This is a genomic window from Pseudomonas sp. P9_2 (assembly GCF_034008255.1).
Taxonomy (GTDB): domain Bacteria; phylum Pseudomonadota; class Gammaproteobacteria; order Pseudomonadales; family Pseudomonadaceae; genus Aquipseudomonas; species Aquipseudomonas synxantha_A.
In genome coordinates this window covers 878,495-893,629 of sequence record NZ_CP125376.1, presented here as the reverse complement: position 1 = coordinate 893,629, position 15,135 = coordinate 878,495, and the positions used below count along the sequence as shown (strand labels likewise).

Annotated in this window: 12 protein-coding genes; 3 read left to right on the top strand and 9 right to left on the bottom strand. The window is 61.0% G+C overall.

Features of this window, described 5'->3' with window-relative positions; translation table 11 throughout:
* Positions 1–6: 6 nt before the first annotated feature.
* The 4 genes from QMK52_RS03955 to cpaB are packed head-to-tail and all read right to left on the bottom strand — an operon-like array spanning position 7 to position 4,634.
* The gene (locus QMK52_RS03955) at positions 7–1,278 is read right to left on the bottom strand and encodes a CpaF family protein (RefSeq protein ID WP_320403831.1); all 1,272 of its coding nucleotides are present in this window, start codon (positions 1,276–1,278) and stop codon (positions 7–9) included.
* Positions 1,275–2,468: an AAA family ATPase gene (locus QMK52_RS03950; protein WP_005784444.1), complete on the bottom strand. Its 1,194-nt coding sequence runs from the start codon at positions 2,466–2,468 to the stop codon at positions 1,275–1,277. Before QMK52_RS03950 ends, QMK52_RS03955 begins: the two co-directional genes overlap by 4 nt.
* Complete coding sequence (locus QMK52_RS03945; RefSeq protein ID WP_005784446.1) at positions 2,465–3,670, bottom strand: type II and III secretion system protein family protein; 1,206 nt, start codon at positions 3,668–3,670, stop codon at positions 2,465–2,467. The genes QMK52_RS03950 and QMK52_RS03945 overlap by 4 nt, the downstream gene beginning before the upstream one ends.
* 19 nt (positions 3,671–3,689) lie before the next feature.
* Positions 3,690–4,634, bottom strand: a complete 945-nt coding sequence (cpaB, locus tag QMK52_RS03940; RefSeq protein WP_320403830.1) for a Flp pilus assembly protein CpaB — start codon at positions 4,632–4,634, stop codon at positions 3,690–3,692.
* 335 nt (positions 4,635–4,969) lie between these two features.
* On the opposite strand from cpaB, the gene QMK52_RS03935 reads away from it, so the two are divergent.
* Positions 4,970–5,167 carry a Flp family type IVb pilin gene (locus QMK52_RS03935; RefSeq protein WP_005784449.1) on the top strand — a complete coding sequence of 66 codons (198 nt, stop codon included), beginning with the start codon at positions 4,970–4,972 and terminating at the stop codon, positions 5,165–5,167.
* A 53-nt stretch (positions 5,168–5,220) separates the two neighbouring features.
* Positions 5,221–5,622 (top strand): response regulator, encoded by a 402-nt coding sequence (locus QMK52_RS03930; protein ID WP_005784450.1) that lies wholly within the window; start codon positions 5,221–5,223, stop codon positions 5,620–5,622.
* Positions 5,623–6,057: 435 nt separating this feature from the next.
* Here QMK52_RS03930 and QMK52_RS03925 read toward each other — a convergent pair whose 3' ends face one another.
* The 5 genes from QMK52_RS03925 to QMK52_RS03905 all read right to left on the bottom strand — a co-directional run bounded on the left by QMK52_RS03925 (position 6,058) and on the right by QMK52_RS03905 (position 13,711).
* A complete protein-coding gene (locus QMK52_RS03925) occupies positions 6,058–7,182 on the bottom strand; it encodes an IS481 family transposase (protein ID WP_216091764.1) in 1,125 nt (374 codons plus the stop codon).
* A gap of 275 nt (positions 7,183–7,457) precedes the next feature.
* Complete coding sequence (locus QMK52_RS03920) at positions 7,458–9,140, bottom strand: ShlB/FhaC/HecB family hemolysin secretion/activation protein (RefSeq protein WP_122732315.1); 1,683 nt, start codon at positions 9,138–9,140, stop codon at positions 7,458–7,460.
* Between the two features lie 186 nt (positions 9,141–9,326).
* Complete coding sequence (locus QMK52_RS03915; RefSeq protein WP_320403829.1) at positions 9,327–11,207, bottom strand: collagen-like triple helix repeat-containing protein; 1,881 nt, start codon at positions 11,205–11,207, stop codon at positions 9,327–9,329.
* A 300-nt stretch (positions 11,208–11,507) separates the two neighbouring features.
* Positions 11,508–12,356, bottom strand: a complete 849-nt coding sequence (locus QMK52_RS03910) for a MaoC family dehydratase (protein WP_194439991.1) — start codon at positions 12,354–12,356, stop codon at positions 11,508–11,510.
* A gap of 2 nt (positions 12,357–12,358) precedes the next feature.
* On the bottom strand, positions 12,359–13,711 hold the full coding sequence (locus tag QMK52_RS03905) for a 3-oxoacyl-ACP reductase (protein WP_194439992.1): 1,353 nt from the start codon (positions 13,709–13,711) through the stop codon (positions 12,359–12,361).
* Positions 13,712–13,816: 105 nt separating this feature from the next.
* Here QMK52_RS03905 and QMK52_RS03900 point away from each other — a divergent pair, with 105 nt between their 5' ends.
* Positions 13,817–15,094 (top strand): acetyl-CoA C-acetyltransferase, encoded by a 1,278-nt coding sequence (locus QMK52_RS03900; RefSeq protein WP_005784458.1) that lies wholly within the window; start codon positions 13,817–13,819, stop codon positions 15,092–15,094.
* Positions 15,095–15,135: the final 41 nt, after the last annotated feature.

The following is a 15,135-nucleotide window of genomic DNA, read 5'->3' as shown; positions in this document are numbered from 1 at the left end:
TGCCCTCTACAACGGCAATGCCGATTCACGCCGCAGCTTGTCGCCGGCCGGGTTGAGCGCCTCGCGCAGGAAGCCAAAACCGGTACGGCGGTCCAGGCGAAACAGGGTATTGGTGACATACACGTCATCGCGCACGCCCACCACTTCCACCACCTCGCTGACGCACCGGCGCCCATCGGGCAGGCGTGTCAGCTGGATCACCACATCGAGTGCCGCACAGATCATTTGCCGCAGGGTTTTTTCCGCCACCACGCGCCCGGTCAGACCCACCAGGGTCTCCAGGCGCAGCAGCGCGTCCTGGGCATTGTTGGCGTGCACGGTGCTCATGGAACCATCGTGGCCGGTGTTCATGGCGGTCATCACGTCGAGTACTTCCACGCCGCGAATTTCACCAAGAATGATGCGGTCGGGGCGCATCCGCAGGGCGTTGCGGATCAGGTCGCTGGCTTTGACCTCGCCATGCCCTTCGGCATTGGCCGGGCGGGTTTCCAGGCGCACCACATGGGGGTGGCCCAGTTGCAGTTCGGCCACATCTTCAATGGTGACCAGGCGCTCATGGGGGTTGATCAATTGGCTGAGGATGTTGAGCAGGGTGGTCTTGCCGGTACCGGTACCGCCACTGATAAGGATATTGCAGCGCTTGCCCACCGCCTCCTGGAAGAATTCTAAGATACTGTGGTCGATGGTTTGCATCGCCACCAGGTCGCTGCTCTTGAGCATGTCCTTGCGAAACTTTCGGATCGACAGGCAGGGCCCATCCAGGGCAATCGGCGGGATGATCGCGTTGACCCGGCTACCGTCGGGCAGGCGCGCATCGACCATTGGCGAGGACTCATCCAGACGCCGCCCCAGTGGCGCGAGGATGCGCTGCATGACGCGTTCCACATGGTGCGCATCGATAAAGCGCAGGTCGCTCTGGTACAGCACACCGTCGCGCTCGATAAACACCCGGTGCGGGCCGTTGACCAGAATCTCGGTCACCGACACATCGCGCAGCAGCACTTCCAGTGGGCCGAAGCCGGTCAGCTCATCGACGATTTCTTCGGCCAGGCGCTCCATCTCATAGCGCGAGATCGCCAGGTGCATGCGCGTGATGTATTCGGCCACTTTGTCGATGACAAATTGCGCCAGGGATTGGCGCGAGCCTTCCAGCAAATTCTGTCCGGACTCCTCGATGGCGTCGATGATGTAGCGATGCAGCACCAGTTTCAGGCCGTCGTGATCGTTGTGCGCGGCGGCGCCGCGAGTTGGGGCGCCGAAGAGTTTTTCGCCGTTCATCGACCTGGCCCCAACAGGCGCTCGAACCAGCGCGTCGAGGGTTTTGCAATGCCCTCGGAGCGTTTCGCCAGGCGCTCACCCAGCTGACGCAGGGCTTGGGTCAAGGCTTCGCGTGGTGCCAAAGTGAACAGGCTTTGCCCCTGGTTCTTGGCGTTCAGGCGCACTTCGGGGCTCAGCGGCAATACGGCGATGCACTCAAGGCCGAAGCTTTTTTCCAGGGCTTCGGTGTCGGGGGCGCAGCCTTTGATATAGCGGTCGACAAGCAGCTTGGCATGGTCGAGCTTCATGCCTTTTTCGCGCCACAGGTTCAGCACCGCGAGGTTGCGGCGACAGTCGAGTACGCCCTGGTCGGTGCACCACAGCAGCTTGTCGCAGTGGCTGACAAAGGTGCGCAATGCTTCGCTGTCAGCCTGGCCGGTGAGGTTCACCACGATGTGCTGGAAGTGCTGGCGCAGGGCGCTGAGCAGCATGTACAGCTCGGCGGCGCTGGTCACTTCCAGGGGCTCTTCGTTGCCGGCGTAGGCGAGGATGCGCAAGCCTGTGTCGGTGCTGGTAAACGCGCTGTTGATCAGGGTGGTGTCGAGGCGGCGCAGGTGGCGCAAGGCGTCGCCGAAATTGAAGGTACTCTCCAGGCCCAGCAGCGCGAGGCTGTCGCCCTTGGGCAGGCCGAGGTCGAGCAGCAGGGTTTGTTGGCCGCTCTTTTGCACCACCATCGCCAGGTGGCTGGCGAGCAGGGCGCCATCGGTGTTGCCCTGGGCACCGTAGAGCACGGTCAGGCCGCCAAGGTGGGCATTGGGCGCGGAGGGCGGCAGGCGTTTGCTCAGGCGCCGCACCAGCCCGGCCACTTCACTGGAGCGCGAGCCATAGGCGACAAAGTCCCTGGCGCCGGCGCGCATGGCGTTGAGTACCAACTGGTTGTCCATGCCATCGCCGAGCGCGACTACCGCCAGCATCGGCTTGGCTTCCAGTGCGCCTTCGATCAAGGCGCTTTGGGCCACCAGGTGCTCGCGGTCCAGGCCCACGAACACCAGGTTGGCGAAGGTTACGTCCACCAGCGCCAGCAGTTCGTCGAGGCTGCCACCGCCCACGCTGATCACTTGACCCAGCGGTGCCAGCGCACCCTGGAGCCATTCCAGGTCGGTGCTGTTGCGGGTGATTGCCAGGAAGGTCTGGCTCAGGCTATCGCTCATTGGGAAAGTCCACTGCGACGGTCGAAGTTGCCGTTTTCCAGGAAGAACAGGCGGAACCAGTTCGGGTCATAGTTGCGCAGTTTTTCGCCGGGCAAGGACGGCAATTGCGCATTGGCCGCCAAGGGTCGAACCAGGTGCGGGGTGACAATCATCAGCAGCTCTTTCTCTTCGCTCTGGATATTGGAGTCACGGAAAAACGCGCCAAGGATCGGGATATCGCCCAGGCCCGGAAGCTTGGCGATGGTGGAACGGTTGGTACTGCTGATCAGGCCGCTGATCACGAAGCTTTCGCCGTCGGCCAACGACACGCTGGTGTCGGTACGTCGCACGGTCAGGGCCGGCACCTGGATGCCCTCGATGCGGATCGCATTGTTGTAATCCAGTTCGCTGACTTCCGGGGCGACTTTCAGGGCAATGCGATTGTGGTCGATGACCGTGGGCGTGAGGGTCAGGCGAATACCGAACTCCTTGTACTCGATGGTGATGGTATCGCTGCCGGCACTGGGCACCGGGATCGGCACTTCACCACCGGCCAGGAAGGTCGCGCTCTGGCCGCTCATGGCCACCAGGCTCGGGCGCGCCAGGGTGTAGGCGAAGCCGCTGCTCTCCAGCGCGTTGATCAATGCCTTGACCCGCCCACCACCGAAACCGATGTTGAAGCTGTCAGCGCTCACCGGCAATTTGAACACGCTCTCGGCTGGAGACAGTAGGTCGGGGCTGCCGAGGAAGAAGTTCTTGCCCATGCCGAGGATCTTGGTGCTGGCTTCCTTGAGCTTGGTACGGCTGACTTCGACGAAGCGGATGTCGGTCTGCACTTGGCTGGGCAGTGTCGGGTCTTCGGAGGGCGACAGCGATTGGCTGGTCAGCGCCGAAGTGGCCTTGCCCTTGACGAACACCATGCTCTGGCGCGGGGCGGTCGAGCAGCTCGTCCACACCATCAGGCTGGTGGCGCCGGTGCCGACGCCGGTCAGCAGGAAGTTGCGGTCGCCATTGACCCGCACGTCGGCGATTTTCGGGTCGCCAATGGCCAGGCGCGTGATCGCTACTGGCGAGTGCAGTTCAGTTTGCAAACCTTCGCCCACCTCAACCACAGCGGGCAATTGGCCCAGGGCGTTGCAGTTACCCGGTGCTGCCATCGCCATGCCCACGGGCAAGCACGGCAGCATCAAGGCCAAGGCCAATTGAGCGTAGCGTTGGCTCATTCAAGGCATCCTTGTTCAATCAGGGGGTTTGGGGTGCTGACGCTGCGCCGCGAATCACTTCGACGCCGCGACGCTGGCCGGTGTCGGCAACCGTGGGGGCGATTTTCTTCGGCGGTCCGCTGAGGGCCAATTGGGTGAATTGGTAGAGGTCGCGGTTGGCGCTTTGCACTTTGTCCGGGGTATCGCTTTCGCCAGCCCAGTAGCGGCTGAGCAGTTGCTCATCGGCACTGCGCACGGCCAGGCGCAACGTGCCGGCCTGCGAGGCGAGCATCAGCCGGCTCAGCAACGGTTCTGGCACTGCCAGCACGACGCTGCGCGCGGCGGTACGGCGTTGGGCCGCCTGGGCGCGTTCTTCGGCGGTGGCCGGTGGCGGCACTGCGGGTTGGCCGTCGTTGGCCAGGCCCAGTTGATCGCCGACGCTGAGCAGGCGAATCGCCGGAATAACCACCTGTGCCGACTGCTCGGCATTGGCATTGTCCTGGCGCAGGAACAGCAACACATCGACGTAATCGCCGGGGCTCAACTGGCCACCGGCCCCGATGACTTCATCGACGGCCACGGCCAGGGCGCGTTCATTCGCCCGGATCATGCGGGCCAGGGGGCCGCCGGCGGTGAAGCTTTCTTCGTTCAGCCAGGTGCCGGCACCCAGGGCACGCAGAGGCGTGCGGCCGATGGCCTGGTCGAGGCTAGTGAGGCTCCCGGCCGGGACGGTGCGCAGTTTTTCCACCGCCACATCGGCGGCAGTGAGAGCGACGAAAGGCGGCACCGCGTGTACCAGTACCACCACCGGCTGGCGGGTTTGGTCCTCGACGACGGCGACGGTTTTTTCAACGGAAATGACAGGTTCTGGTGATGGGGCCGCCACTGGCACTGGAGAACGGCTAAGCACCAGGCCCCAATACCCTGCAATCAAAGCCCCAACAAGCAGCAAGCCAGCCAGGACCATGCTGATGCGACTGTTCATGACGGCTCTCCCTATCCTGTTGCACGGTTTTTTTCCCGTTACTTCAAACGAGTTAAATTCGCAACTTGGCTGTGATGAACAACTAACGATTTGGCTATTTGAAGGTAGCTCAGCTAGGACAAAATGCCATTACCGAACGAAAAAATTATCCGAGGTTCAAGGGTGGTCCTGTAAATACAGGATGTGCGGCGTGTTTGCGGCGACTAATACTTTGTGATTAATGCGTTCTTACAGTTGTGAGTGTTAAATTTCTTGACAATGCTCTAGTGGCACACGGCAATCATTGTGCGGGCCAGCTGTAACGGCGCTTTGTGGCGCATGAAGGAGATCTTCCTATGATCCTTGACCTGTTCTTGAAGTTTTACATTCATGCCCAGTTATTTCTGCGCCGCAGAGAGGGGGCGTCGGCTATCGAATATGTGATTATTGTGGCGATAGTTGCGTTGGTTATTATTGGGTTCGGCACTGGGCTTGGCGATAAAATCAAAGGCGTCTTCCAGAAAGTATCCGATGCGCTGCCGGCGGCTACTTAAGCGCCAGGGCTGTTGCTTGTTGTTTCGGTGATTTTATTTATCAGGTACTGCCCATGACCCCTTTCTCGTCACCCCGCCAACAAATCCTATTGGTGGATGACGAGGAGGATGCGCTGATCGAGTTGGCCGAGTCCCTCGAAAACGAGGGATTCGTCTGTTTTACCGCCACCACCGTCACTTTTGCTCTGCAAGAACTGACACTTCACCCCGATATCGCTCTGGTTATCACCGACCTGCGTATGCCCGAAGAAAGCGGCATCTCCTTGATCAAGCGCCTGCGCGAACACACCTCTCGCTCGCATTTGCCTGTGATCGTGATGTCCGGTCATGCCGAGATGGATGATGTCAGCGATATGCTGCGCTTGCAGGTGCTGGATCTATTTCGCAAGCCGATCTATCTGGTGCGGTTGATCGATACGCTGGATAACTTGTTTCCCCCCTTGAAGCCTCATTGATCGATGGATCAAATGCGAGTGCTGCCTGACAGCTGACAGGTATTGAACTAATACACCTCGGTCAAAATGTGGGAGGGGGCTTGCCCCCGATAAGCATGGGTATGGACACAGCTTGTGTAGCCGCAGCCAACCGTAACCACGATGCGAAGCGAGCAGCTCTTGATCTTGATCTGCTTTTGATCTCAGGCGCCCCGTTAAACCACGCTGGCCGGAATTCGACAGGGATTTGGGGGGTAAACCGGCAGGGATGCCGGTTTAGCCGCCCCGCGCCATGGATGGCGCGTGGCGGCGGCCCCCCAAATCCCTGTCGGATTACGGGCACACCGAGCCTAAGCGAGGTGCCGAGTGGTGGGGCAAGAGCCTTTTGGTTACTTTTGGGCTCTTTGTATAGACCGGACACATGGTGGACACATGTGCGGGGACATGGTTGACACATTATGGGCCATAGTCAGGTTTGCTCAGGTCGATCGTTCTTAGAAAGTGATGGCAGAAGTAAACATCAAAGAGACCGTCTTTTTCAGGGTTAGGTCGTATTCCGATGTGATGACCATTCAGGCCCTTGGCGATGCTGAAATAGCGTTTCTGAAAACGAAATCGGCTGTGATACGCCTTGATCGACACATCATCCGGCCCGTACTCGAAGGGTGATAACTGCTGCGGGTAAGCCCAAGGGCTGGACCGATACCGGTCCATGGGCACCTTGTAGTCCAGTGCTTGATGAGGACGCTGCAGGTTATAAACCTCACGCCACTGATCAAATGCGGTTTGAGCCTCCTTGATCGTGGAAAATTGCCGTCCATTAAGCACCTCCGCCTTGAGTGATCGATGAAAGCGCTCGATCTTTCCGTTGGTTTGAGGGTGATAGGGGCGACTGAAACTGATCCGGATTCCCAAGCTAATCAACCAGATACTTAACTCTGTGATTTCACCGGGGTTGCGCGGCGATCCCCATGGAGGACCGTTATCAACATTGATACGAGCGGGCAATCCGAAGCGTTGGAATACCTCAATCATCTTCTCCTTCACTGTGCCCCCGCGTTCGTTATCACACGCCTGAATAGCTAAATTGAATCGCGAGTGATCATCCAACAAGGTCAGGGGATGGCATCGACCTTCTTGAGTTGCGAAATGCCCTTTGAAGTCCATCTGCCAAAGGTCGTTAGGCGCATCGTGTTCAAATCTCAGCTTTGCTTCCTGTTCCTTCTGAACGGGCTGAATCAGGTCGTGTCGGTGCAGCACGTTAGTTACTGTGCTGGGAGCAATTTGCTTTTTCAAGATGCTGCTGATTGTGCGTCCGCCCCAGGCCGGATGTTCCTGCCTGAGCGCTACGACCTCCGCCTCCAGGGCCGCATTGGTCAGTTTGGGACTGGTAGCTGGTTTTCGGGACTTTTCTTGCAGCCCCGACTGCCCTTGCATCTCGTATCGTTTGAGCCATTTATAGGCCGTTTGCGGGCTGATGCCGAAGCGTCGACACAGTTCTCTTTTATTACTGCCGGGCTGCCGTGCTAAGGCAACGAACTCTTCTTTCAGGCTCATGGTATCTCTCGTGTTCCAAGGCATGATGGCTTTCCGGCGAAGTTGGCTCGCCGAAAAGTGTCCACCATGTCCCCGCACACCCGTCAACCATGTGTCCGGTCCGTACAGGCTCTTCAAAAGTGACCCGCTGTAAAAGCGGAACCAATATCAGCCGTTACCGCAGAAATGGATATGTACTCGGTCTGATCCAAGACCCCCGTCGGCTACAAGGCCGCCATCGGGAGCAAGTCGAATCGTCGCACCGCCCCTCCCACATGTTCACCGAGTCTGATCCAACAATGATCAAGGCATCAAGCTCCTCAAAGCTGATAACTGAAACTCAGCGTATACCGTGGCCTGCGGTTAAAACTGTCCAGGGCGATATCCGACATCGGCTTGGCCGCCTCCAGGGCGATGTTGTAGTACTTGTTATCGCCAAAGCGTAACCCCACTGCCGCCGAAGACATGTCGCTGGCCTTGACCGGCAGGTCGTTGAACCAGGTCTTGGCGCGGTCGAGCACCACGTAGGGTTGCAAAACCTTCACCCAGTTGCCAGCACGGTTGAAGCTGTAGTTGACCTCGTACGCCACCCCCCAGCCCTTGTCGCCCGAGCCTTGATCATCAGGATAGCCACGCCCGAAATTTTGCCCGCCGAAGGTGGCGCGTTCGCTGTCGGGCAAGGTGTTGTTGCTCCAGTACAACGCACCTGAGAGCACGCCTTGCCAGTTGTCGAAGAACTTGTCGCTTTGCACGCCGGAGAGGCGCAGGCGGAAGAAATCGAGGTCGGGTTTTGCCACGTCCAGGTCACTGCGCGCCTTGGCGCCCAAACCGTCGATGCCTTGGTACAGGCCGCCGCTGATGATACGTAACCGGCGTGCGTCGGCCTTGCGCCAATCACCCTCGAAGGCGAGGGCGCGCAGGTTGGATTCGATGTCGAAACTCAGCGGGTAGCCCACCAGCTTGTAACGGGTGGTCTGGTCCACCACGTACAGGCGTGTGCCCAGGCTCAATGACTCGGTGGGAGAGGCGATAAACGGGTGGCTCAGGCCGATGGAATAGCGATCGATCGACTGGTGCGGCTTGAGCTCGAAGCCGCCGTCCAGTTGCACGCTGCTGTTGGGGTCGGCGCGGTAACGTTCGGCAGCGAGTGCCAGTTGGGTGCCCTCGGCATTGATGAACTGGTTGTAGTCCACACGGTAGTAATGCTCTTTGTCCTCGCCGGGCGGGAACAGGCCGCTGACGGTCAGTTGTTCGCCCATGAACGTTTGCGAATTGCTGGTGGCACTGAGCAAGGCTTGCGTGCCGCCACGGCTTTTCTGCACCAGGCTCATGCTGGTGGTGAAAGGTTTGCGGCTGGCCTGGATCTGCATGTGCGTGGCGCCATCGGTGGTGCCGGGCGGTGGCACCTGGGCTTGTACGGTCAGGCCGGGAATGCGGCTCATCAGCGTGGTGTAGCGCTCGAAGGTCTTGCGCGTCAGCGGGCGTTCGGCCAACAGTTTTTTCGCCAGTTTGTCGACGTAGGCCGACACCGAGCCGATGTCGCCGGTTTGCTGGTAGTCCTTGATGTAACCCTCCACCAAAACAACGCGGACCAGGCCGTTTTCGAAATTCTGCTGTGGCAGGAACGCATAGGACAGCAGGTAGCCGTCCTCCTGGTAGCGGCGGGTGATGCCACGGGTTGCTTCGATCAATTGCGCGAGGTTGGTCTCGCGGCCAATCAGCGGTGCGTAGACTTGGGCCGTCTCGGTCAGGGGGTAAATGGTGCCGCCTTCGATCTGCAGCTTGCGAATGGTGACCTTGGTGTCCATCAACAGGGGCTGGCCGGCAGTCGGCGGTGCTTCAGGCACTTGGGTTTGTGGCGTGGCCGGTCGATAGGCATCGGCGGGCAGGTTGGGTACCGGCAAGGTGCGCACGGTGTCATTGCTGTTCAAAAAGCTGGGAAGGGGCTCGGCCTGGGCGTAAGCGCTGAGGGTTAGCATTAACAACGGCGTTAATACGCGCATAGGACACTCCATGGTCAACTGCAGCAGCGCTTCGGGCCCGCCGGGTTCTGGGACTCGGTTCGGGAGGGTGGCGGCTCATCACACAAGGCGTCGCCCATAAAAAAGACGAGAGACTTATTTAGGGTCTCTCGTCTCAACCAAGCGTAGGCGCTGTAGGGGAGGCCGTCTAATCGGCCAGGTGCATTTCTATTTACCGGTCAGGCCGTTCAACAAACCGCCCAGACCGCCTGTGGCTGTAGTGCCGCCGGTGGTTGTGGCAGTGCCTGTGGTCGTGGTGGTGGCGCCGATGTTCAAGCCACCGAGCAGGCCACCGCTGGTGCCGGTAGTGCCGCCGGTAACCAAGCCACCCACCGAACCTACAGTGTTGCCGACAGCCGTTACGGTGGTGCCCACTGCGTTGGTGATCGGGTTGGCATTGGCGGCAGTCAGGTTGGTGCCTACGCTGCTGACTGCCCCTCCCACTTGCGTCACCAGGCCGTTGACCGGAGCGCCAACGCCAGTGGTAGTACCGATGTTTTGCGTCAGCGCGGTGACGCCGGATGTGACCGGGTTAAGCGCGGCGCCGACATTGGTTGCCACTGCCGCGACTGGTGCCGTGGCGCCTGTGTTGGCGACACCTGTACCACCCAGCACAGTCCCTACCGAAGCGATGGTGTTGCCCAGCGCGCCACCGGTTACACCCGCTGCACTGACCGTGCCGTTGGTGTTGCCGACATTCAGGCCGGTACCGACGTTGCTGACCAGGCCGCCGACCAGTTCTGGAATGCCGGGAGCTGCGGTGCCACCGGTTGGGGCGACATAGCCGCCAGACTTGTCGAGCGTGCCGCCAACGCCAGTCAGCACGCTGCCGACCACGGTAGTGACAGGGTTGCCGGTACCGCCAGTACTGGCGACTTGAGTCCCCAGGCTGGTAACCGTCGAGCCGACTTTATCCAGCAGGCCATTGACTGGAGCGCCCAGGCCGGTTGCCGTACCGAGGTTGCCGGTGGTGTTTTCCACCAGCGATACCACAGGCACCACTACTTTGCCGCCGAGGGTGTTGGTCAGCGAGCCCAATGGACCGGTGGTGCTGGCGGTACTGAGGGTATCGCCGAGCATGGTTACCGTAGTGCCGACTTTATCCACTACGCCGCCGACTGCAGTGCCTACGCCGCCTGTCAGGCCGCCGACGACGGGTACACCGCCGAGGGTGGTCGACAGTGATTGGCCGGTGGTGGAGATGCCGCCGCCCAGGTCGGCGACGCCATTCCCTACGCCTGCCACAGTAACGCCCAGGGAGTTGGTATTGGTGCCCAGTGAGCCCAGACCGTTGGTCACCCCTGTGCCGACGCTGGTGACGGCAGTGCCGGCCGAGGTCACCAGGCCGCCAGCGGTAACACCGACGATGGGCACACCGTTCAAGGTAGAACCAAGATCACCCACTGCTACGCCCACATTGCCCACAGTGGTGCCGAGGGTACCGGCGATCTGACCAGTAACCAGCGGGGTGGTTGTTGAGCCAGTGCCGCCACCTGTACCGCCGCCAGTGCCGCCGCCAGTGCCACCGCCAGTGCCGCCGCCAGTGCCACCGCCAGTGCCGCCGCCAGTGCCACCGCCAGTGCCGCCGCCAGTGCCACCGCCAGTGCCGCCGCCAGTGCCGCCACCCGTGCCGCCACCGGTACCACCGCCCGTGCCGCCGTCACCGCCACCAGTACCGCCACCGGTACCACCGCCCGTGCCGCCGTCACCGCCACCAGTACCGCCACCGGTACCACCGCCCGTGCCGCCGTCACCACCACCAGTACCGCCACCGGTACCACCGCCCGTGCCGCCGTCACCACCACCAGTACCGCCACCGGTACCACCGCCCGTGCCGCCATCGCCGCCACCAGTACCGCCACCGGTACCACCGCCCGTGCCGCCGTCACCACCACCTGTACCACCACCAGCACCTGCGCCAGCATCCGGCGATGACGCCGCCACGCTGGATTTATGCCCGCCACCACCACTGCTGCAGCCGCCGAGGCTCATTGCCAGAATCAGGGCCAACGCGGTACTTGCTTTCCACAACACGACTTGAGTTTTCATGATTGAGTTCCTTGCACCTGGTACAACCTGGGTTGTTTCAAACCTTCGCTACTTCTTGGGGCAGCAATAGATTTGTCCGTGGTTCTATCTCAGGCCATGGCACTCTTTCGCACAATGCTCAACTTGGTATTAACAATTTATATACCCCAGCCATCGGTCAACTTAGCGACTAATACAAAGGGTGTATGGCAAGGATGCTTACTGAAAATTAGGTGATGTGAATCAAAAGGTTGAATAAATAAGCGGACCTCGTAAGGTCCGCTATAACTTTGGGTGTATATATACAATTAATCGGTTTTTTCAGGCGATCGGCTGCCACTTTCCGAACATATGCTCAATGCCGCCCGGCCCTTTAAGTTCCAACTCGCCACTGGAACCGGCTGCGCTGCTCATCAATATCACTTCACCGGGCAGGCGCACGGGTTTCCTGAACTCGACATTGATTTCAATATTGGCGGCCGGCAGGTGTTCTCCCAGCGCCGCGAGCGTGCGGGCCTTGTTCCACAGTCCATGGGCGATGGCCTGGGGAAAACCGAACAGCTTGGCCGTCGGCGCACTGAGATGGATGGGGTTGTAATCGCCGGACACGCGGGCATAGCGGCGACCGATATCGGTGGGCGCTTTCCAGCGTGTCAGTTCGTTGAGCGGCCCTGGGACGTGCACGCTGTTATTCAGCGATTCGCCTTCAAGCTTTACGCCACGACAGAGCATCTGGCTTTCGGCTTCCCATAGCAGCCCAAGGGCATCTTCGACCACGGTCGCAATGTCAAAGGTCGCGCCCTTGGCGTGAGGCTGTAGGTTGTGCGCGTACACACCGATGCTCAGCTCTCCCACGCCGCCCAGAGGCCGGTGGATGCGGATGCGATTGCTCAGATGGACCAGCCCCAACAGCGGAAACGGAAACGCCTTGTCGGTCAGCAGTTGCAGTTGCAGACCGAACGCCAGGATGTGCGGGTAAGTCGCTGGCAGCATCGGGCTGTCGGTGAACCCGCAGACCTTGCGGTACGCCGCGACGGCCTTGGGATCGACGCTGACCCGACAGCGCCAGCCGCGTTCGGGCAACGTGCTGCCGGTGATCTTGCGCTTGAGTGCCGCACGCCAGTACATCGGGAGTAGCGACGGTGTGCTGTCCAAGGTTTGCCATTGCATGCTTATGCTCCCAGAAGACTTTGCCCACACACACGCAGCGCCTGGCCGCTGACGGCACCGGAACCCGGCTGGCCGAGCCACGCCACGGCTTCGGCCACGTCCTGTGGCATGCCACCCTGGCCAAGCGAACTCATGCGTCGCCCGGCCTCACGCAGGGCAAACGGGATGTGTGCGGTCATCTGGGTTTCGATAAAGCCCGGCGCCACGGCGTTGATGCTGATCCCGCGTTCCTTCAAAAGGGGCGCCCATGCCTGGGCCAGACCGATCAAACCGGCCTTGCTCGCGGCATAGTTGGTTTGCCCACGATTGCCGGCGATGCCACTGATCGAAGCCAGCAGCACGACCCGTGCGTTGTCGTGCAGAGTGCCGCTGTCGAGCAGGGCCTTGGTCAGCACTTGCGGAGCATTGAGGTTCACCGCCAGCACCGCGTCCCAGTATTCGGGCGTCATGTTGGCCAGGGTTTTGTCACGGGTGATGCCGGCGTTGTGCACCAGGATATCGAGCCCGTCGGGCAAGTGTTCGACCAACTGGCTGGCGGCGTCTTCGGCGCAGATATCCAGCACCACCGTACGCGCATTCAGGCGTGCGGCCAGGGCTTCGAGGTCGGCCTTGGCCTGGGGCACATCGAGCAAAATCACCTCGGCGCCGTCGCGGGCCAGGGTTTCGGCGATGGACGCACCGATGCCCCGGGCGGCGCCAGTGACCAGCGCCTTGCGCCCCGCCAGCGGGCGCGTCCAGTCTTCGACCGGGGTGTCGCAGGCTGACAGGCGAATGACTTGGCCCGAAATGTAAGCGCTTTTGGGCGAGAGGAAAAACCGCAGCGCGCCTTCCAATTGGTCCTCGGCCCCGTCACCCACATACAGCAACTGCAACACGCCACCGCTGCGCAGTTCCTTGGCCAGCGAGCGGCTGAAGCCTTCCAGGGCGCGCTGGGCGCTGGCGGCAAACGGGTCGCTGAGGCTTTCCGGCGCACGGCCGAGGATCACCAGGTGCGCGCTATGGTCGAGGTTTTTCAGCAATGGCTGGAAGAACTCACGCAGTTGCTTGAGTTGGTCGGTGTGCTTCAAGTCACTGGCGTCGAACACCACCGCCTTGAGCTTGGGGCCGTGCCCGGGAATCCACGCGGATGCCGTCGAGGCTTCTGCGCCGTAGCTGTAGACGGCGTCGGTGAGCCGATTGGCAAACGCCAGCACCTTGCTCGTCAATGCGCCGCCGCCCAGCAACAGTGCGCCTTCGACCGGGCGCAGGCGTCCGGCTTGCCAGCGTTCCAGGCGTACCGGTGACGGCAGGCCAATGGCGGCGACCAGGCGATGGCCGAGGCTTGAGTTGGCGAAGTCGATATAACGGTCAGACATGGAACGCTCTCCGAAGGCTGGGGTTCAAAGGGTTGACCATCCCAGGGTAGCAGTCGTTCGACTAGGCTCAGTGATCAAGCCCATAACCGACAGAGGGAGCTTTTCATGACTCAATTGCGCCGAGTGGCGATCATTGGCGGTAACCGCATTCCTTTCGCCCGTTCCAATGGCCCTTACGCCACGGCGAGTAACCAGGCGATGCTCACCGCCGCCCTGGAGGGCCTGATCGAGCGCTACAACCTGCATGGCCTGCGCATGGGCGAGGTGGCCGCCGGCGCGGTGCTCAAGCATTCCCGCGATTTCAACCTGACGCGCGAATGCGTGCTCGGCTCGCGGTTGTCGCCGCAGACCCCCGCATACGACATTCAGCAAGCCTGTGGCACCGGTCTGGAAGCGGCGTTGCTGGTGGCTAACAAAATCGCGCTGGGCCAGATCGAATGTGGCATTGCCGGCGGGGTGGACACCACGTCCGATGCACCGATTGGCGTGAATGAAGGGCTACGCAAGCTGCTACTCAAAGCCAACCGCAGCAAATCCATGGCAGACAAATTAAAAATTCTGTTACAACTTCGTCCGCAGCACCTCAAGCCCGAGCTGCCGCGCAATGGCGAACCGCGCACTGGGCTGTCCATGGGCCAACACTGCGAACTGATGGCCCAGACCTGGCAGATCCCGCGTGCCGACCAAGACCAGCTGGCGCTGGAGAGTCATCAAAAGATGGCCGCGTCTTACGCCGAAGGCTGGCATAACGATTTGCTCACGCCGTTTCTCGGCCTCACCCGTGACAACAACCTGCGCCCGGACCTGACCCTGGAAAAACTCGCCGCCCTCAAGCCGGCCTTCGAGCGTAGCGAAAAGGGCACGCTGACCGCCGGCAACTCTACGCCGCTGACCGATGGTGCCTCCCTGGTGCTGCTCGGCAGTGAAGCGTGGGCCAAGGAGCGGGGGCTGCCGATCCTTGCGTACCTGCGTGATGGCGAAGCGGCGGCGGTGGATTTCGTCAACGGTGCCGAGGGTCTGTTGATGGCGCCGGTGTATGCGGTGCCGCGCTTGCTGGCCCGCAATGGCCTGACCTTGCAGGATTTTGATTACTACGAGATCCACGAGGCCTTTGCTGCCCAGGTGTTGTGCACGCTCAAGGCGTGGGAAGACGCCGATTACTGCAAGACGCGCCTGGGCCTGGATGCTCCGTTGGGGGCTATCGATCGCAGCCGGCTCAACGTCAAGGGCAGTTCTTTGGCGGCAGGCCATCCATTTGCCGCCACCGGCGGGCGCATCGTTGCCAACCTCGCCAAGTTGCTGGATGCGGCGAGCAAAGGGCGGGGGTTGATTTCGATCTGTGCTGCTGGCGGCCAAGGGGTGACAGCGATTATCGAACGCTGATTGCCAAAAAAATTGGCCCATTGCATGCATTCTGAAGGGGT

Excerpts from the sequence above, each read along its gene's own strand:
- QMK52_RS03955 (WP_320403831.1), bottom strand. The coding sequence starts at position 1,278 with ATGAACGGCGAAAAACTCTTCGGCGCCCCAACTCGCGGCGCCGCCGCG.
- QMK52_RS03950 (WP_005784444.1), bottom strand. The coding sequence starts at position 2,468 with ATGAGCGATAGCCTGAGCCAGACCTTCCTGGCAATCACCCGCAACAGC.
- QMK52_RS03945 (WP_005784446.1), bottom strand. The coding sequence starts at position 3,670 with ATGAGCCAACGCTACGCTCAATTGGCCTTGGCCTTGATGCTGCCGTGC.
- cpaB (WP_320403830.1), bottom strand. The coding sequence starts at position 4,634 with ATGAACAGTCGCATCAGCATGGTCCTGGCTGGCTTGCTGCTTGTTGGG.
- QMK52_RS03935 (WP_005784449.1), top strand. The coding sequence starts at position 4,970 with ATGATCCTTGACCTGTTCTTGAAGTTTTACATTCATGCCCAGTTATTT.
- QMK52_RS03930 (WP_005784450.1), top strand. The coding sequence starts at position 5,221 with ATGACCCCTTTCTCGTCACCCCGCCAACAAATCCTATTGGTGGATGAC.
- QMK52_RS03925 (WP_216091764.1), bottom strand. The coding sequence starts at position 7,182 with ATGCCTTGGAACACGAGAGATACCATGAGCCTGAAAGAAGAGTTCGTT.
- QMK52_RS03920 (WP_122732315.1), bottom strand. The coding sequence starts at position 9,140 with ATGCGCGTATTAACGCCGTTGTTAATGCTAACCCTCAGCGCTTACGCC.
- QMK52_RS03915 (WP_320403829.1), bottom strand. The coding sequence starts at position 11,207 with ATGAAAACTCAAGTCGTGTTGTGGAAAGCAAGTACCGCGTTGGCCCTG.
- QMK52_RS03910 (WP_194439991.1), bottom strand. The coding sequence starts at position 12,356 with ATGCAATGGCAAACCTTGGACAGCACACCGTCGCTACTCCCGATGTAC.
- QMK52_RS03905 (WP_194439992.1), bottom strand. The coding sequence starts at position 13,711 with ATGTCTGACCGTTATATCGACTTCGCCAACTCAAGCCTCGGCCATCGC.
- QMK52_RS03900 (WP_005784458.1), top strand. The coding sequence starts at position 13,817 with ATGACTCAATTGCGCCGAGTGGCGATCATTGGCGGTAACCGCATTCCT.